This window comes from Pedobacter nyackensis (assembly GCF_900176505.1).
GTDB lineage: Bacteria > Bacteroidota > Bacteroidia > Sphingobacteriales > Sphingobacteriaceae > Pedobacter > Pedobacter nyackensis.
This window is the reverse complement of record NZ_FWYB01000009.1, coordinates 234,696-253,691: the sequence shown is the minus strand read 5'-3', so window position 1 is coordinate 253,691 and position 18,996 is coordinate 234,696. Positions and strand designations below refer to the sequence as shown.

Here is an 18,996-nt window from a genome sequence, read left to right as displayed (position 1 = left end):
CCGGCCTCTTTCGCTACAATCGACACAGAACCTTTCGGTCCGATCACATCTTTCACAAAGAAAGCCGTTTCACTCATCATTGGGCCCCAGCCGGCTTCATACCAGCCCACAGAACCATCTTCAAATCGAATCTGTAATTGCCCGTAATTGTAATTACCTTCCGGAATATCATTACTTAATCTTGCTCCAATAGCACTTACCTGTAAAGGCTTAGAGCGGGTCATCTGACACATCACATCTATATAATGTACCCCACAATCTACTATTGGGCTCAAACTTTTCATCAGGTTACGGTGTACCGTCCATTTGGCACCCTGACTTTGCTGATTCAAATTCATCCGCATTACCAATGGCTTTCCCATTTCTGATGAAAGTTCAATGAAGCGTTCCCATGACGGGTGATAGCGTAAAATATAACCCACCAGTAATTTCTTACCATATTTTTTAGCGGCATCAGCAACACGCTGTGCCCCCTCAACAGAATCTGCTAATGGCTTCTCTATAAATACGTGTGCGCCGCTTTCCATCGCCTTAACAGCAAAAGGTTCATGCGTATCCGGATAAGTAGAAATACACACTGCATCAGGCTTCGTTTGTGCCAAAGCTTCTTCATAATCACTGAACAAGGGATAACCACCGCCCAGCTTTTCGTTTAACACCACTTTACTGTTACCGGTAGATACGATACCACATATTTCAAATCCATCAAGGTTATGGTAAGCAGCGGCATGAGAGGCTCCCATATTACCGCAGCCCACAACCAATACCCGAAGATTTTTTGTTATTAATGACATGTTTTTTCTGATTAACGATTATACACCTAAACTCCACCCTTGACGGTATTCACGCTTCACAAACTGGTTTACATCATCAAAGTTAGTCACCCTTAGGTTTTGCTTATCCCATAGCAATTTAATATCTCTGCCAGGATAGCTAAAGCCTTTGCCATTCTCCTTCGGTTTCTGTACATCTGTACCTCTGATAGCCAGATTAGCAATCAACAAAGTTTCGGTAAGTGGGCCTGCAATTTCAAACGGAGAACTCAGCTTCATTTTTCCATAACCTGCAATAGCAGCTTCCGCCCATTGCCAGTAATGTCCGTCTACCCCCCCAGGAACGCGCTCAGTACGTTTTTTGGTACGGTCCTCCGCATTTTTAGTTAAAGGCAATAAACGAGGGTTAGCGCCATATACATCGCACATCATTTTACCTTTTGTGCCTTCAAAAAGTACACCGTTAGCACCAAAAGGCTCATTAGGCAACAATTCTTCCGGACGAGCAGGCTTAATACCGCCATCCATCCAGTGGATCTGTAAATTACCTTTGGTCTTTTTAGTTTTCTCAAAAGTCATGATTACATGACTTGAAGGCGGACAACTATCAGGGAAATATCCCCGCTTAAATTCATCTACATAAATACTACCCACGCTGCACTGCACATCGATAGGTGTATCCAGACCCAATACCCTGAAGGGTGGTTCAACAAGGTGACAGCCCATATCTCCAATTGCACCAGTACCGTAATCCCACCAGCCTCTCCAGTTAAATGGAACCAGCTTATCTATAAAAGGCTTATAAGGCGCACTACCTAACCATAAGTCCCAATCCAGTTCTTTAGGGATTTCGCCGTTGGTAGACGGCCATAAAACACCCTGTGGCCAGGATGGACGGTCAGTCCAGCAATACACATTTTCCACCTTCCCGATTACACCCGCATCAATCCAATCCTGCAATTGCCTTACGCCATCTCCCGATGAACCCTGGTTACCCATTTGGGTAACTACCTGATAACGGTTAGCAGCTTCAGTAAGCTTGCGCGCTTCGTAAATATCGTGACTCAAAGGTTTTTCAACATACACATGTTTACCTAACTGCATCGCAGCCATAGCAATCATTGCGTGGTTATGGTCGGGCGTAGACACCACTACAGCATCTAAGTTCTTGCCATCCTTATCGAGCATTTCACGATAATCTCTGTAGTATTTTGCTTTTGGAAAAGCTTTTACCGATGCAGCAGCTCTTCTATCATCCACATCACATAAAAATGCGATTTCAGATTTACCACCTTTATAAATATTAGCAATATTACTTTGTCCTTTTCCACCTGCACCTACGGCTGCAACCATCAAACGATCACTTGGGGCTAAAAAACCGCGGCCACCCAATACATGGCGTGGTACAATCATAAATCCTGCAGCTGCAAGTGCAGTGGTTTTAATAAAGTTTCTTCTTGAACTACCCGTACCTAAATCCTTTTTCTCCTCAGTCATTTCTAATTCCTGTGTATACGATAAATAATATTTTTACTATTTCTTTTTGCTCAGATCTTTGATTCTAATGTTTCTGAATTCTACTGGTGAACCATGTCCAAGGAACCCGATATGTCCGCTCTCGCGTAACAATCCAGGATGGCTTTTACCATCTGCAGCACCGTTTTTCCTGGCTTCAGTAAGGTCTGCATCCAAAATTACTGTTCCGTTCAGGATCACTTTAATCTTAGGGCCTTTTACAATTACTTCTTCGTAGTTCCACTCACCAACAGGTTTAAGGAATCCTCTTTTTGCAGGGATTGTACCATAAACAGAACCATGATATTGGTAAACATGAAGGTCTTTATAAATTGGGGCATCATTATCTAAAATCTGTAATTCCATACCCTGGTAAGCAGCATCACCTGTTAAAGGAGCTCTGATACCCAGACCATTGTTAGCACCCGGAGTTAATTTAAACTCAAAGCGATAAATGAAATCACTGAATTCTTCTTTAGTAAACAAGTTACCACCTGAACCTTTTCCTGGTTTCGGACGGATAGCGATGTTGCCATCTTCGATGGTATAATCGGTAGTATTGCCAGTCCAGCTGTGCATATTGGTACCGTCAAACAATACCTTATAACCTTCTTTCTTTTCTTTTGCACTCAATTCAAAAGGTTTTGCACGAGGAATCTCTCTGATGTAAAGATCGCGGTAGGCAACCGGTGATCCGTGTGCCTGCAACTCTATTTGCTCCTCTGCAAAAATTGGCAGATTTCTGTCCCAGAAATTCTCCAGAATCACATTGTCAGTTACCAGTTCACCATTCAGATAAACAGTAACACGGTCGCCCTTCATTAAAATACGGAAAGTATTCCACTCATCTAATTTATTATCGGCAACTTTTAGCGGTTTACTTTCGTTTGTTTTATTGTTATACAAACCACCTGAGCCTACTTGCGCACCTACTTTTACGCGTGCATTGTCCCAGATTTGTACTTGTGGCGTACCACGAAGATAGATACCAGCATCACCTTCACCTTTCTTATCATCAATGATTTTCCAATCCACCAACATTTCAAAATCGCCATACTTTTTCACAGTAGCCAGGTTATTTCCATGACTCATGAATTGCAGCTCGCCATTTATTGGTTTCCAGCTATCAAGTGCTTCAGCATCTGCTTTTGCCTGAGCAGTAGCCAAAGTAGCGGCATCCATTTTAGCCCTCTTTAACGGATCACCAACCAGGCCTTTCCAACCAGTCAGATCAGTACCATTAAACATAGGCACAAAACCTTCACCCTTTGGCATTTCAGCAAGATACTTACGCATTGCTTCTATTTGATATTCACTATCAGCACCTTTAATTACGCTAATGGTTTTGTTCAATAAATCTTTTACCAAAGCACCATTGTATGATTTATCAGCCAGAGTAATGTTCATAACCGCATTGGCTGCTGCTTGTTGCAAAGCTGGATTATCAAGGTATCTGCCTGCAAATAATAAAGCATTCAGGCATTTCCCCTGCTCTATATCTTTTAAGATTTGTTGTTGTTGCGCAGGCGCTTTAGCTACTGCCATTGCTTCACGCAATAATAATAGTCGTTGTTCAGGCTGGTATTTAGCAGCCCTTACCAAACGAAGGTATCCATCAACCGCCTTATTAACATAAGCCGCATTAGCAGGCTGACGTGCAATTTTGATCAATTCATCAGCAGCACCAATATCTGCCCATGATGACAAAGCAGCAATAGCGGCTGTTTTAGTCGACTCGTCACCCGTATTGAAAGCTTCAGAAACCGCTTTTAACGATTTATCTCCACCTAAACTTGCCAGCATTTTATAAAAAAGTGGTTTTTTATCTGCTGATGTAGCAGCCATTTGCTGTAACACCATATCTACCTGCTGATCATTGTTTTTTACACCTTTCATCGCAGCAATAATTGCATCCTGAACTTTCACTAATTCAGTCTGACCGGGAGTCTCATTCAGCAATTTGAATAACTGAGGTAGATTTTCGCTGGTAACAGTTTGTTTAAGCGCTGTAAAAGCGGCCTGTTTAACCTCAGGGTTTTTACTTTTAAGCTGGCCGTAAATGGTGCTCAATTGTGCATTTGCAGCTCTTGAAGCCAACACATTGATTAAAGCAACCTGAACTTCCGGTTTTGCTTTAGGAATGAAGGCTGCAACTTTAGCTGTGATCCCATCTCCACTCATTCTGGAAATCGCATCAGAAACCGCAGTAATTGTAGCTCCATCACCCCTGCCCATAGTTTTAAGTAAATTACCAAGTACTTGCTCCTGGCCAATTTTACCTGCCGCTGCAATTGCTGCCGATCTAACAGCTAGATCATTGCTTTTAAATAAAGCAGTAATGGCAGGAAGCACAGATTTGATTTTACTATCGCCAAGCATGTCGATGATCGCTACCTGAGTAGCAGGATCAGCTTTTGCAATCTTTTTAGTCCATTGATCAGCCGTTACAGGCGTAAGATTAGGCAAGGCTAATTTCAATGCCGCAGCACGGTATTGAAATTGTTTATCGCTCATTGCAGCGAATAGATATTCATCACTTTGTGCTTTGCTAAAATCAGAAACCAATTTCAACGCAGCAGTGCGGATATGCACCTGATCATCTGCTTTTACTTGCTCAAGAATTTTCTTAGCTATTTTGTTGGCTTCAACCTTTTCACCGTTCTTCATTAACTGCTCTGCATACCATACATAAGCAGCAACAGCATTGGTGTTATCGTATTTATATCCAGCCTTTTCTGCAGCGGCAGCTAAAACTGGTTCTGAAGAAGGATCAGCAATATAGGCCAATGCGTATAGTGACATTTTAGCCAGATTACTTTCACCTGTAGTTAAAGGAGCAATAGCTTTTGCGGCCGCTTTATCACGACTATCACCTAATGCTTCAACAATAGAAAGTTTAGCCGCACCGTTAGCTTTAGCTAAACCGTTTAACAAAGCAGCTTTTGCCGCTGGCGAATTGATTTTAACCAATGCTCTTGCTGCAGGATCTGCAAGCTGCGCATCTGCTAAATAAGGCTGTAAACTTGCTATGGCGTCGTCTTTACCTACCAATTCCAGCTGACTGATGATAAACGATTTGTTTTGTTTATCAGACAACTTAGCTAAGGCTTTAACATAGGCGTTTACACTCATTTTTCTCCAGTTTTCCTGGCCAGGTTGAGTTACATAAGCAGAAAAACCGCCAATAGCATATTCAAGCAATGCATTGTTACCTTTTCCGGGTGCCGTTAATCCACTGATCAGCGTGACATAACCATCCTCACCCAATTGGGCGATTTCCTGCATATTTCCCTTTAATTGCTTAGCATCCCTTGCAGGTAATTGAGCTAGCAAATCTGCTATACGCGTGGTGGTCGTACGCTCGTCGGATTTATCCTGTGCCTGAGCAAAAACATTGCCTTGTAACAATACAACAGCAAGCAGGATAAAGAATATCTTTTTTATCATTATAGTATGAATGAGATGTTTGTTAAAATTATTTTAAAAGAATGAAACGATTAGATGATAAACGGTGCACGCATTACGGGGTTAATTAACCTGTTAGCTCCTTCATCATCCACAAACTCCTGTTTAACCGGATCAAATTTCAGATTCCTGCCTAAACGTAAAGCAGCCAGTCCGATGTTGATGATGTTACATGAACGGTGGCCGTTTTGCTCATTCAAAGCAAACTGTTGTCTTGTTCTAACAGCTTCAGAAAAATCGGTCATTTGTGGTGCAGGATCTGGGAATGCTGCCAGTTTACGCTCCAGATCAGGGATATCTGATTTAAAACCAGGATATAGTTTTCCTTTTGGACCTTCAATATAAGGCACATTGGCATCTTTAGCCTCGCCATCTAAAATAATCTGACAACCGTCAGCATAGGTATAAGTTATTCTTCTCCAAATACCTACAGCATCAGTATGTTGCTGAGGAGCATCTATTTCAACCGATATCGGGTTGGTATCATCTTTACCTAAAAAGTATTGAATTGGATCCAGATAGTGCTGCCCCATATCACTTAAACCACCACCATCATAATCCCAGTATCCACGGAAAGTCTGGTGTACACGATGCGCGCTATATGGTTTATAAGGTGCAGGGCCTAACCATGCATCATAATCCAATTCAGCAGGAACCGGTTCAGGTGGCAAATTATCTTTACCTACCCAGAAAAACTTCCAGTCGTAGCCCGTGTGTCTGCTTACTGTTACCTTTAAAGGCCAGCCTAACAAACCACTATCAACCAATTTCTTAACTGGTTTCACAGTAGTGCCTAAACCATAAAAATTATCTTTAAAGCGGAACCAGGTATTTAACCTGAAGATTCTGCCATTTTGCTTTACAGCTTCCATTACCCTTTTACCTTCACCTATGGTATGGGTCATTGGTTTTTCACACCAGATGTCTTTACCGGCATTAGCAGCGTCAACGGCCATGATACCATGCCAGTGCGGAGGTGTGGCGATGTGTACAATATCAACTTCGGGAAGTTTAATCAACTCCCTGTAGTCGCTAAAGGTTTTTACACCTTTATCCAACATCGGCAGTGATTTTGCGATATGTCGCTTATCTACATCGCAAATGGCAACTACCTGAGTTCCATCGTATGGGAAATGGTTTCTACCCATTCCACCAACACCGATAACAGCTTTGGTTAGCTTATCGCTTGGTGCAATAAATCCTTGTCCTCCCAATACATATCGGGGAACGATGGTAAAAGCGGCCAATCCTACCGCAGTTTTCTTAATAAAATCTCTTCTTGAGCTTGGTTGTTGTGGTTGTTGTGGTTCTTCCGGTTTCATATGAGCTTGTGTTGTTTCATCTTCATGCAATCCCCAACATCAATTACATCGGATCATTGCATGGTTAATATTAGTGAGAAATTGTCAAAAACACAAAACATCCTTTAATTATTTGGGTATTAAAAATACTTTCATGATTTTTTAATATAAGTTCCATATATTTAACAAAACAGAGCAATTAAACCGATGGATCTTCGTCTATTAAATAACATAACAAAACCAACGCATGATAAACAGCTGACCCATAAATACCAGCTTGTTAAACATCTTTTTAATTCAGGTCCATGTTCAGTTTCTACTTTATGTCATACCATGAACATGAGTACACCTAGTATTTTAAAACTGATCACCAATTTAATTGACGAAGACTGGATCGAAAAGAAAGGGTATGGCGTATCTATTGGGGGTAGAAAACCTGATTTGTATCGCTTAAAGGATAAGAAAATTCTGATCATCTGCATTGATATCGCATTGTTCCACACCAAAATAGCGATAGTAGACAACAATTATAATTACATTGTCGAAGCCCAAACCATTGCGTTGCCGATCTCAAAAAGCACAGGATCGGATTTCTTCCATATTTTAAGCACCCATATCCACGACATTCTAAAAAATCATGGCATCAACGTCGACCAGTTAATTGGCTGCAGCGTAGGCATGCCCGGCCTGATTGATTCTGAAAAAGGCAAAAGCTACAGTTATTTTCTTAGCGATACAGAAGACACTTCCTTAACAGCTGAATTTGAAAAAATGCTGAAGCTCCCTGTTGTGATCCAAAATGATGTAAACGGATCATCCATGGCAGAATTTACACACGGGATGGCAAAAGGTAAGCAAAACGTCCTGATCCTGTTGATGGACCTGGGTGTCGGACTGGGAATTATCATGGATGGTAAATTAAGAAAAGGCGCCTGTGGTTTTTCGGGAGAACTCGGCCACATCCCCTTTGTAGAGAACGGCGCCTTGTGTTATTGCGGCAAACACGGTTGCCTGGAAACCATCACTTCTGGCAATGCTTTATCAGAAATGGCAAAAGAAGGTATTCTCTCAGGCAAAAATTCTATGCTGAACAAACTCAGCAAAGAGGAACTGCAAAGAATTGAACCGGCTGTGATCATCGAAGCAGCAAATAAAGGCGATCAATATGCCATTCAGCTACTCTCCAATATCGGCACCTATATGGGAAAAGGAATCGCTATGCTGATCCAGCTCTTCAACCCGGAACTGATCATTTTAAGCGGGAAAATTGCCGAAGCGAAACAATACATCACGCTGCCCATGCAACAGGCCATCAACACCTATTGCATGACCCAGATCAGAGAGCGGACAACAATTGTCTCTTCCGAGCTTGGTGAAAATTCGAGGCTTTTGGGCTATGCCACAACAGGCATCGATCATTTTCTGGACGCCTGCATTAAGAAAACCGGAAAGTCAAAGTCAAGAATTCACATATAGTAATGATAATTAGCTTATTATTTGCATAAGCAATCATTTTATGATTTTATGTGTTATTAAATTACAATAGCAAAAGACAACATACATGGCATTTATAGATTACTATAAAACTTTGGGACTTAATAAAACAGCTTCCCAGGACGATATCAAAAAGGCCTACAGAAAACTGGCTAGAAAATACCACCCGGATCTGAATCCCAATGATAAGGAAGCCAATAAGCTTTTTCAGCAAATCAATGAAGCTAATGAAGCTTTAAGCGATCCTGAAAAACGCAAGAAATATGATGAATACGGGGAGAACTGGAAAAATGCCGATCAGTTTGAGCAGCAAAGACGTTCTCAGGGACAGCAATCCTACCGTGGTTCAGGCAATCCTTTCGGAGGCGCTGGAGGTGGTGGCTATAGTACCGGAGATTTTGGCGGCTATGGTGGTGGCGATTTCTCTGATTTTTTTGAATCTATGTTTGGCAGTGCGGGCGGTAGACAAAGTCGCGGTCAGACAAAGTATAAAGGCCAGGACTTCCAGGCTGAACTAAAGCTGAATCTGCTTGATGCCTATAAAACACATAAGCAAACCATCACTGTAAATGGCAAGAACTTACGAATTACTATACCGGGCGGTATTGCGGATGGACAGGTAATTAAATTAGCCGGCCAGGGTGCACCTGGTAGAAATGGTGGTCCGAATGGCGATCTGTTTATTACCATTGGCATCCACCCACACCCTATTTTTAAAAGATTAAACGACGATATTTATGTCAGTAAGGAAATTGACCTCTACACGGCTGTGCTGGGTGGTGAAACGATGGTCGACACCCTTGATGGTAAAGTAAAGCTAAAAGTTGCCCCAGGCACACAAAATGGCATCAAGGTCAGACTAAAAAATAAAGGCTTCCCAGTATATAAAAAAGAAGGTGATTTTGGCAATCTGTTTGTTACCTTCATTGTAAAAATACCAACTGAACTTACTGAAAAACAAAAAGAGTTATTTGAGGAATTACAAAATCTTACTTAAAACCATGGACTATGGAAAGAGAATTAATTGCAATAACCCAATACTGTATCCAATACAATATCGAGCCTTCTTTTATCAGTGCTCTTGAAGAATCAGGTATTATCATCTTAACCAACGTTGGTGAAGAAAAATTCATGTACGCCTCACAACTTAGTGAAATAGATAAGTACATCCACTTTTACTATGATTTGGAAATTAACATTGAGGGTATTGACGCCATCAGGCATTTACTTCAAAAAGTAAGGGAAATGCAAGAAGAAATACAGCTACTAAAAAAGCAGCTGCACCTTCATCAACCTTAATTAAAGCAATTTTTCCTGCTATTGAGTTTTAGGACCTTTAATATTTTATGAAAAATTTCATTGTTCTGGTAAGTGCCCCTAAATTCATCTGAGCCCGGACCGTAAGCAAATACAGGAACCATAATATTGGTATGATCATTTGTACTGAATTCGCCAGTGATTGTTCCGTACTGCTGATCAGCATCCAATAGGGTTAAACCACCAGTTTCATGATCTGCGGTCACAATTACCAGGGTTTCCCCGTCCTGATCTGCAAACCTGAGTGCTGCTTCAATCGTTTTGTCAAAATCATGCATCTCAGTTACTACATAAGGCAAATCGTTGGCATGGCCACCATAATCGATTTGTGCAGCTTCAGCCATGATAAAAAAGCCTGCTTTATTTTTCTTAAGCATTTTTATAGTTTGTAACAAGGATTCTTTCAATACCTCACCCCTACCATCTTTTACTGGCCGGGTAGCTTCATCTTGCAACAATACCAGTTGCCTGCCTTTGGTTTGGTTAGAAAATTCAGCAAATGAAGTACTTAAATTAAAGCCCTTATCAGCTAAGTTATTCATGAGCTGTGTGTTTTTATTCTTTATAAAGCTGGTTTGATTGGAACCAACTAAGATCTCTAGTTTGCTATCCAACAGATCCCTTGCAATCTCCTCAGTCATAGATCGATCCACTTGATGCGCATAAAATGCAGCAGGTGTAGCGTCGGTAATATCGCCAACACTTATGACACCGCTTTTCAGTCCGTAGTTAGCCAGGGTATCTACCAGATTAGTTCTTTTCCTGTCATCGGGTCCCATTCCAATGTATCGGTTATTTGTTTTTTCACCGATTGCAATGGCAGAACCACCAGCTGCCGAATCTGTATTTCCTGAATTTGATGCACCTGTCTGAGAAAAACCTGTGTTTTTAATCCGGTTAATATTCATATCACCATGATTAGCGATAAACCCTGCATGAATCTGGGCCAGTCCCATCCCATCACCAATCAACAAAATTACATTCTTAACTGGCTTTTTTAATCCATCCACCTTGTATTGTGGCGTATAAACCGGATAAGCAACCGGATTGGTATAAGTTAACTTATCCTTATGAAGGTAAAAATCCCGCAGTTTCTCAGGACTATCAGTATTGATCCAATCGGTACCTAATTTTTCTAAAACGATCCATGTATTAGGACTGTCTTGTGTAGCCCAAAAACGGAATGGTTTATTCATTTGATGGGCTTTATCTACCAGCCCTTTTAACTTTATCACATCTGTTGGAGTGGGCACGCCCTTTCCGTTCCATTTCGTGTAACTTTTAAGTTCGTCACTGATCATTCCAATACGCTTTAACTGATCTTCAGTATAAGCCACATTTGGCCGTCCATCAAATGAAATATAATCAGGATAATCTTTAAAATCCACCGGCTTCGGACAGTTGCCACTTATTACAATGCATATAGCAGCCGGATTTTTTGTGCTGTTAAAAACATCCTTATATACTTCTAAATCCTTAATCAACTGCGGAAGCACGCGACGATAATCTGCTTTAATGTCGATCACCAATTGAAGCTTTAGGGAGGGGTCTTCGTAAGGTCTGTTTCCATTTTTAACATAAAATTTAGACAGCGGTTCCAGATAAAGCTTTCTGAGTGTTGCATCAGCGCTGATTTCCGTAGTATCATGTGCGGCGTATAATTGTCCGTTTCTTAAAAATACATCAACCTCAATGGAGCCCATCCCTGCATAGTAAGCACTGAGTAATGGTATATTCTGATGGTAATCATTATGGCTATGCCCACGATTGTATGCTACCGTATTTTGCGCATTCGTTTGCAAAGACATTAGTAAAGCGCCAATCATTGCGCAAAAAAAATATTTCTTCATTCATTTATTATTTAAAAAACCACACTTACTTTTCAGTAAGCATGGTTAAATTAAGCGTTGCAAAATAGGGAACTACCAACCAATACTCTGTTTAATTACGCCGCCACTATTGTCGATTTCCCTTTGAGGAACTGCCCATACATCATGAACATTAGGGTCAAAATTTCTGGCCGCCCAGATTTCTTTTCCCTGAGAATCGTGAAGTGGCCTGGCATAAGTAGCTTGTGCATCTCCCCATCTTACGAGGTCGCGGTGACGATCTGCCCATTCACCAGCCAACTCATTCCGACGCTCGCGTTTCAAATCAACAATCGTCATTCCTGTTTTGGCTAATAAACCAGCCCTTACCCTGATTCTATTTAATTCTGTATCACCTGCACCTACTCCGTCCTGCATAATTGCCGCTTCAGCTTTAATCAACAGCACCTCAGCAAAACGCATTAAAGGGACGTTAAGATCGGTAGTTCCATTATCACCACTTGGGTTAACATGCAAAGGAATCGGGTTTGGATAAGAGAAAGGCTCCATATACTTTTTAAACTGATAGTCAGAAGTCGCCCCCCCATCTTTGGTAAAGCTACGTTCCTGACCGAAATACATAAATTTATCACCGGTCTTTAAGATGGTAGCTTCACGACGCTGGTCACCAGCTTCATAAGAATCATATAATTCTTTGGTAGGCAGGTAATAGCCCCAACCATTATAAATATTCCAGCCTTTATTGGTTAGCATTACACCCGGTAATTTACTACCCCAACCTGTACCACCTGCACTTGGCGAACATACTACCGACCAGATATATTCCTTTGACCAGTTATTAGCTGATTTAAATACATCCGCAAAACCAGTTAAAATCAGTTCATGCTTTCCAGAAGTAATGACCATATCGGCATACTTCTTTGCGTTAACATAATCCTTTTTGTAAAGATAAACCTTTGATAAATAAGCCCAGGCAGCAGTTTTATGTGCCTTGCCATAGTCAGCTGCAACCATTTCTGTAAAGAAAGGAAGATTGTCTGCCGCCTTTAAAAATAACTGAATGATATAATCATAATTTTCATTTACATGCTTCGCTCTTGGAATGGCTTTAGTAGGATCGGTATCCAATCCAACAATTGGAACGCCGGCTTTATCATTACCGTAATTAGCTGCCAGCTGAAAATAAACCAATCCTGCATTAAAATAGGCGTCGCCAATAATCAGTTTTTTCAGCTGCTCATCCATGGGAATAGCAGGAACATTTTTAATGATGTCGTTGGCACGTTTGATAATCGCATATCGCATGGCCCACTGCGATTCTGTATAACCTCCACCAATGTAATTCTTATTAAAGTTCTTAATGTTATCGGCCTCAGGCTTATTTCTTCCTGTAACCATATCATCACTGGCATTGATAAACCAGAACATCCCCCTACCATAATAATCCTCTTCATTGTATTTCTCATACATGCCGCCTTCGGCTTTCAAGGCATCTTCTTTTGTTTTCCAGAAGTTTTGTGCAGATGGTGCACCCTCAGGAGTGATATTCAGCTGATTTTTGCATGAACTCAGGACAGCAAAGGCAGCTATGGCTATATATTTTATACTCTTTTTCATTTCTTTCTTTTCTACGGGATTATAAATTCACACTAAGACCAAACAGGAAGCTTCTTGACTGGGGGTAACGGCCCACATCAAGTCCGTAATTATCCATTCCTATTTCCGGATCGAAACCAGAATATTTAGTGATGGTAAATAAATTGTTTGAGGTAACATACACACGTATCGCCCCGGCTTTCAACTTACTGGTAATAGATTTTGGAAGTGAATAACCCAGGGTGATGTTGCGTAAACGCAGGTAAGAACCATCCTCTATATAAAAATCTGAAGCGTTAAAGTTTCCATTTTCGTCAGATGTCGAAATGATCGGAACTTTACCGTTAGGATGTTCAGGGGACCATGCATCCAATATACCTTCCAACTTGTTGTAAGATGGTCCGCTGGCGCTAAAAGTAGTACGCTTTACTGCATTGAATAATTTGTTGTTTTGAACCCCTTGTGCAAAAATATTCAGATCAAAATTTTTGTAACTCGCATTAAAACTTAAACCATAAGAAAAATCGGGATAGGCACCTCCTGCAAAGTAACGGTCACCACCATCAATAGATCCACTATCATCCAGGTCTGCAAATTTAAAATCACCCGGACGTGCCTTGGGCTGTATCTTTACACCTTTTGAGTTCTTATAATTATCAACCTCCGCCTGTGTTTGAAATATACCTTGTGTTTTTCTTACAAAGTAACTGTAAAGTGGCTGTCCTTCTTTAATATATAAAGGGGCAAGCTCATTTCTGAAGTTATTCGTTACAGCAATACTTTCCAAACCAGGAGCCAGTTTGATCACTTTATTGTTTACTTTAGTTAAGCTGGCATTTACCGAGTAATTAAACGCCTTTCCTTTATCACTGGTATAGGTTAAGCCCAGCTCAATACCATTGTCTCTCACCAAACCTGCATTAATGGTTTGTGTGCTTAAGCCTGCTGTTCCTGGTAAGGGTTTCTTCAGGATCATTTTATCTGTATTTTTAATAAAATAATCTGCTGTAAGTGTAAGGCTGTTCTTCAGCATTCCAAGGTCCAGACCAATATTAGTTTGTTTGGATTCTGCCCAGGTTAGCTCCGGGTTCTCCAATACATTTGATACATATCCGTTTTGTAAAGTTGGCGTCTGCCCGAAATAAGCTATTGTTTTAACCAATAGCGGGCTCACATCTAGTGGCTGCAGACTACCAAGATTGCCTAAAAGACCGTAACTACCCCGGATTTTCAATTCACTTAACCAGGTACTTTCCTTTAAAAAGTTCTCTTTACTTAATACCCATCCCCCTGATATTGAATAATAAGGTTGAAACTTATTTTCTGGTTTTGGAACGAGTGAAGACCCATCACGACGACCTATGATCGATAGCAGATATTTATCTGCATAGTTGTAATTGGCTCTGATAAATAAAGAAGACAATGCCGTTGATACCAGATCACTTACTGCAGGTTCGAAAACACTGGCATTCACCAGGTATCTTTTAGCAGGAGCTTCATCGTCAAAACCCCTTCCGATAACTGAAAAACCATTGTATTTAGTTTTCTGGAATGAAAATCCACCGGTAAAGTCCAAATGGTGAAGCCCCAGATCTTTTTTGTAAGTAAGCACCTGCTCTGCAAGAATATCGGTTAGCCTCCTGTCACTCTCTTCCAATGAGTTGGTTAATAACGGCTTGCCGACTTCAGGACGTTTAGGTGTAAAAATTTTTGCATGATAAAATCCTTTAGTAACACTTAGGTTGGATCTGAATGTTAATCCTTTTGCTAAATTAAAAACTGCATAAGGATTGATAAGCAGTATATTTTCAGGCCTGTTGACATCCATACGCATCAGATCGGCAACAGGGTTAATAATGTCTCCATAATCACCAGCGTATTGTCCACCCGGTAAACCAGCAAAGGAACCATCTGCGTTATAAGGAGTAGCATTTGCAGGATAATAAATGGCCGATAACAACGCACCGGTATAATCGCTGCTGGTGTTCGCTCCCTGACCGTTTGTACTGCTAAAAGACAGGTTTTTACCTATTTTCAACCAGGATGTTAACTGATGATCTGAATTGATACGAAAATTATAACGCTGTACTTTTGTGTTCAATAGAATACCTTCGGCATTACGGTAGTTAAAACTCAGGTATACATTTGATTTTTCAGATCCCCCGGATACGCCCAGGTTATAGTCTTGTGTAAGTCCTGTTCTAAATACTTCGTCCATCCAATTGGTCCGGGTAATCTGTCCATCCGGATATTTTACGGGATCAAAAGCAGGCAATATGGTTGAGTTACCATTCTTTGCTGCTGTTGCAGCTAATGATGCACGTTGCGCAGCATCCAGCGATTTAAGCTTTTTCCATGCACTTTGTGTACCTATTTTTCCATCTACAGTGATTTCCATTCTGCCTTTCTTTCCTTTTTTAGTGCTGATCAGGATGACACCACCGGATGCCCTGGCACCATAAATAGCAGCAGAGCCATCTTTAAGAACAGAAATAGATTCAATATCGTTCGGGTTCAGTACCGGTGTACCAGGTACAATAGATCCATCCACAACATACAATACACTCTCACCGTTAATACCGCCTGAACCTCTAATATTTACCCTGGGTCCTGATGTTGGATCTCCACCTTCATTGGTTACGATTACACCCGGTGATTTTCCCGCCAGGATTTCACCAACGCTATTCACTGATCGCGAAGAGATTTGATCGAGCGGAACCACACTCACTGCACCAGTAAGGGTAGCTCTTTTCTGTGTACCATATCCAACCACAACGACCTCATTTAACAACGACTTATCTTCCATTAAGGTTACATTATAAACATCAGCATCAGTCACCCTAACCTGTCTGGTTTTATAACCTACCATTGAAAAAGACAGCACAGCATCATCTCCAACAGGGATACTGTATTTTCCGTTTACATCTGTAGTGGTAGATTTTGCAGTACCCAATACCTTAACAGATACACCCGGCATGGCAAGTCCTGTTGAATCTGTTACCATCCCCCTAATCACTCTATCAGCCTTTTTAACAGGTAATGGAATGCTTTTTAAAATGATAAAGCCTCCCTTTTCCGTGCAGCTGAAACCCAGTTTTCTAAGTACTGACTCTACCTTTTCGTTTTTAAAAGTTTCGTTAACTTCTCTTTTACTTTCTAACAGGACATCCGGATTGTAAATAAAACGTAGACCGGTACCAGCCTCAATTTCTTTCAAAAGCTGGCTGGTGCTACGCCCTTTGGTAACTTTTAAACTCACCGAGCTTTTTTCTAGTTTTTGTGCCATACCGGGCGAGGCAACAAGTGCCCCGCACAGCGTACAAAGGATGGAAAAAGTTAAGAATGAATATTTCATGGCTTTATAAAGAGCTGCTGACCTCTCGTATGAGGATTGTTTCATATATTTATTTGTTTTTTAACATTGAATTGTGTTTTAAAATTAGCCTGGCTGCATAATTGGCGTTAGAAGCCGGCTTTAAAAATACCGGTGCTGATCTGATCAGTGCCGGTTATGTTTTCGATTACGCTTTCATTTTCTATACAGGTTATAGGTTTTATGGTGATCTGATTTACTCACTTTAAGACGATGCAAACTGCATAGCAGGTCCATGATCTCTTCAGGAGTTTGTTTGGTATTAAAAGTTGCTGTACATTTTAGGTTATTTAAGTCGGTACTACCTAAATTGATGTGTATGCTATAGGCATATTCCAGCCTTTGGCAAACCTTTAATAAGGTCTCCCCTTCAAATGCTATATTGGTATATACCGGTTCAGGAGTGTAATCAATTACTGCCCGCAGGTCCTTCTTATCATAGATAATACGCTGCCCCTTTATCAAGGTTCCAAATACCTGTTTACCATTTCCTACAGCGACTTTTCCAGTTACTACGGCAATACAGATCTTTCGGCTTGCACCGTACGACTTAATATTAAAGGAGGTACCCAATACTTTAGTATACAAGTCATGACCTGTTTTAACAGTAAAAGGACGATGTTTATCATGGGCAATATTAAAGAAAGCTTCTCCCTCTGCAAGCTCTACAGAACGGCTGTCGGCCTTGAATCTGGCGGGATATACTATTTTAGCTGAAGGGCCAAGTTTGATTTCAGAACCATCTGCCAGCACTATATTTTTCCGCTGTGTTGCAGTAGTACTTATACTGACCAGATTTTCACTGATTGTTTTTCCTCCAGGCCAAACTACAACAGCTACTCCTGATACAAGGAGTAAAACTGCGGCTACCTTTAGCAGTCCAAACCAGCCTGATAAATGCAATACCTTTTGTGCCGAATGGTTTTCCATTGCAGCTTGTAGTCCGAGGAAAATTTCATTCCCCATTTCAGCTTTTCTATTTTCGGCTATATGCTGATTGCTATTTTCATAAGATGTGTACCAGCTTTCTACCTGTTTGATTTCGGCAGGGCTGGCTTCACCATCTTCATATCTTTTCAGCAGTATTTTTGCCTGTTCTTCTTTTGTCATCTATATACATGTCAGTTCAAAAGAAGATTGGTACTATGTAGTACCATTAAGTTTGAGTTAATTTTATATTAACTGCATGAGAACTGCTAAAAACAGCAAATAAGACAACCTTTCCTTCAGCAATTTTAGTGCAGATGAAATCTGATTTTTAACAGTTTGGACAGACAGTCCAAGTTCAATAGAAATTTCACTAATTGTTTTTTCCTGCTTTCTACTCATCCAAAAAACCTGACGCATTTTTTCGGGTAAACCCGATATGGCATCATCAATCTCTTTGTTCAGGTCTTTAAGCATTAATTTATTCTCGGCCGACAACTCCATCTTCTCTCCTATCAGCAGCAACAGATCTTCCCGATGTTTATCTTTTATTACAGCCGACTTAAAATAGTTAATCACTTTATACTTCACCGCGCCCTGCAGATAAGCACCCAAACTACCTTCTATCATCAATCGCGATCTGTTTTCCCATAAAGAGATAAAAATCTCCTGAGTAATGTCCTGGGCGATTTCTTCGTCCCTAACCCGCCTGTAGGCACTATCCAATACCACTTCCCAGTAATTGCGGTAAATTTGCTCCATAGCAAAGGCATCTCCCTTCTTCAAAGAGGCAATCAGCGGAGCGCTTAACGGAGTAGCTTTTGTTTCGATAGTAGTTTTTTTACAAAGCTACAATGTGCAACATTCCCATTACATTAAGAAATCTTTAAGAAAATAAGACCCAATCAAGCCATTAGTTAACTTTAAATTAAAATAAAACAGCCGAATGATAAGGATTAATTTGGTTTATAAAAAAAACTGTTAAGTTTGTAATATGAAGTATCTCGCATTCCTATTCACCATCTACATACTGGCCCTGTCTGCATGGCCATGCTGTGGAAATGAAGCAGATCTTCCATCAGGACATCAGGATTCGTGTTACACATCTTCTGAAAATCATAATGATAAGCATGAAAACTCACATGCCTGCTCTCCATTTTTTCATGCCAGTACTTACCATGCTTTTGTAGCTGCGTCGACCGTGACTAAAGCACCATCGCTGGTAGTAGCCGAACGGAACAGTAGCTTTCCTGATTACCAGGACGGTGCTATTGTCTTATTTCCGGGCGACATCTGGCAGCCTCCTCAGTGGGTATAATTAATTTTCTAAAATCTTTTACTATTAATTATCCATTGCATTGTCATGGCAAATATTGCTATTGATATGCTGTAAATTAACATCATTT

The 18,996-nt window shown here is 40.7% G+C and carries 13 protein-coding genes; 4 read left to right on the top strand and 9 right to left on the bottom strand.

Features of this window, described 5'->3' with window-relative positions; translation table 11 throughout:
- From B9A18_RS16855 to B9A18_RS16840, 4 genes are all read right to left on the bottom strand, one after another.
- Positions 1-794 (bottom strand): Gfo/Idh/MocA family protein (locus B9A18_RS16855; protein WP_084290674.1); only part of this gene is annotated, 794 nt, incomplete at its 3' end.
- An 18-nt stretch (positions 795-812) separates the two neighbouring features.
- Positions 813-2,270 carry a Gfo/Idh/MocA family protein gene (locus tag B9A18_RS16850; RefSeq protein WP_084290672.1) on the bottom strand — a complete coding sequence of 486 codons (1,458 nt, stop codon included), beginning with the start codon at positions 2,268-2,270 and terminating at the stop codon, positions 813-815.
- 36 nt (positions 2,271-2,306) lie between these two features.
- Positions 2,307-5,735, bottom strand: a complete 3,429-nt coding sequence (locus B9A18_RS16845) for a 3-keto-alpha-glucoside-1,2-lyase-like domain-containing protein (RefSeq protein WP_084290670.1) — start codon at positions 5,733-5,735, stop codon at positions 2,307-2,309.
- Positions 5,736-5,785: 50 nt separating this feature from the next.
- Complete coding sequence (locus B9A18_RS16840; RefSeq protein ID WP_084290668.1) at positions 5,786-7,075, bottom strand: Gfo/Idh/MocA family oxidoreductase; 1,290 nt, start codon at positions 7,073-7,075, stop codon at positions 5,786-5,788.
- A gap of 186 nt (positions 7,076-7,261) precedes the next feature.
- Between B9A18_RS16840 and B9A18_RS16835 the strand changes: the two genes are divergently transcribed.
- The 3 genes from B9A18_RS16835 to B9A18_RS16825 all read left to right on the top strand — a co-directional run bounded on the left by B9A18_RS16835 (position 7,262) and on the right by B9A18_RS16825 (position 9,847).
- A complete protein-coding gene (locus B9A18_RS16835; RefSeq protein WP_084290667.1) occupies positions 7,262-8,530 on the top strand; it encodes an ROK family protein in 1,269 nt (422 codons plus the stop codon).
- A gap of 85 nt (positions 8,531-8,615) precedes the next feature.
- Positions 8,616-9,545, top strand: coding sequence for a DnaJ C-terminal domain-containing protein (locus B9A18_RS16830; protein WP_084290665.1), 930 nt, complete (start codon positions 8,616-8,618; stop codon positions 9,543-9,545).
- 11 nt (positions 9,546-9,556) lie between these two features.
- A complete protein-coding gene (locus B9A18_RS16825; protein WP_084290663.1) occupies positions 9,557-9,847 on the top strand; it encodes a chaperone modulator CbpM in 291 nt (96 codons plus the stop codon).
- On the opposite strand, the gene B9A18_RS16820 is transcribed toward B9A18_RS16825, so the two are convergent.
- The 5 genes from B9A18_RS16820 to B9A18_RS16800 all read right to left on the bottom strand — a co-directional run bounded on the left by B9A18_RS16820 (position 9,844) and on the right by B9A18_RS16800 (position 18,376).
- Positions 9,844-11,715: an alkaline phosphatase gene (locus B9A18_RS16820; protein ID WP_235005354.1), complete on the bottom strand. Its 1,872-nt coding sequence runs from the start codon at positions 11,713-11,715 to the stop codon at positions 9,844-9,846. The two genes, B9A18_RS16825 and B9A18_RS16820, sit on opposite strands and share 4 nt — an antisense overlap.
- Before the next feature lie 72 nt (positions 11,716-11,787).
- A complete protein-coding gene (locus B9A18_RS16815; protein ID WP_084290661.1) occupies positions 11,788-13,311 on the bottom strand; it encodes a RagB/SusD family nutrient uptake outer membrane protein in 1,524 nt (507 codons plus the stop codon).
- Positions 13,312-13,330: 19 nt separating this feature from the next.
- A complete protein-coding gene (locus B9A18_RS16810; protein ID WP_235005353.1) occupies positions 13,331-16,690 on the bottom strand; it encodes a SusC/RagA family TonB-linked outer membrane protein in 3,360 nt (1,119 codons plus the stop codon).
- Positions 16,691-16,819: 129 nt separating this feature from the next.
- A complete protein-coding gene (locus tag B9A18_RS16805; protein WP_084290659.1) occupies positions 16,820-17,773 on the bottom strand; it encodes a FecR family protein in 954 nt (317 codons plus the stop codon).
- 63 nt (positions 17,774-17,836) lie between these two features.
- Positions 17,837-18,376, bottom strand: coding sequence for an RNA polymerase sigma-70 factor (locus B9A18_RS16800; RefSeq protein WP_144009527.1), 540 nt, complete (start codon positions 18,374-18,376; stop codon positions 17,837-17,839).
- Positions 18,377-18,584: 208 nt separating this feature from the next.
- Between B9A18_RS16800 and B9A18_RS16795 the strand changes: the two genes are divergently transcribed.
- Positions 18,585-18,908 (top strand): hypothetical protein, encoded by a 324-nt coding sequence (locus tag B9A18_RS16795; protein WP_084290655.1) that lies wholly within the window; start codon positions 18,585-18,587, stop codon positions 18,906-18,908.
- The last annotated feature ends 88 nt before the right edge of the window (positions 18,909-18,996 follow it).

Bases quoted from the DNA above. Each gene is read 5' to 3' on its own strand.
- B9A18_RS16830 (WP_084290665.1), top strand. From the start codon at position 8,616: ATGGCATTTATAGATTACTATAAAACTTTGGGACTTAATAAAACAGCT.
- B9A18_RS16840 (WP_084290668.1), bottom strand. From the start codon at position 7,075: ATGAAACCGGAAGAACCACAACAACCACAACAACCAAGCTCAAGAAGA.
- B9A18_RS16795 (WP_084290655.1), top strand. From the start codon at position 18,585: ATGAAGTATCTCGCATTCCTATTCACCATCTACATACTGGCCCTGTCT.
- B9A18_RS16835 (WP_084290667.1), top strand. From the start codon at position 7,262: ATGGATCTTCGTCTATTAAATAACATAACAAAACCAACGCATGATAAA.
- B9A18_RS16820 (WP_235005354.1), bottom strand. From the start codon at position 11,715: ATGAAGAAATATTTTTTTTGCGCAATGATTGGCGCTTTACTAATGTCT.
- B9A18_RS16810 (WP_235005353.1), bottom strand. From the start codon at position 16,690: ATGAAACAATCCTCATACGAGAGGTCAGCAGCTCTTTATAAAGCCATG.
- B9A18_RS16845 (WP_084290670.1), bottom strand. From the start codon at position 5,735: ATGATAAAAAAGATATTCTTTATCCTGCTTGCTGTTGTATTGTTACAA.
- B9A18_RS16825 (WP_084290663.1), top strand. From the start codon at position 9,557: ATGGAAAGAGAATTAATTGCAATAACCCAATACTGTATCCAATACAAT.
- B9A18_RS16850 (WP_084290672.1), bottom strand. From the start codon at position 2,270: ATGACTGAGGAGAAAAAGGATTTAGGTACGGGTAGTTCAAGAAGAAAC.
- B9A18_RS16805 (WP_084290659.1), bottom strand. From the start codon at position 17,773: ATGACAAAAGAAGAACAGGCAAAAATACTGCTGAAAAGATATGAAGAT.
- B9A18_RS16815 (WP_084290661.1), bottom strand. From the start codon at position 13,311: ATGAAAAAGAGTATAAAATATATAGCCATAGCTGCCTTTGCTGTCCTG.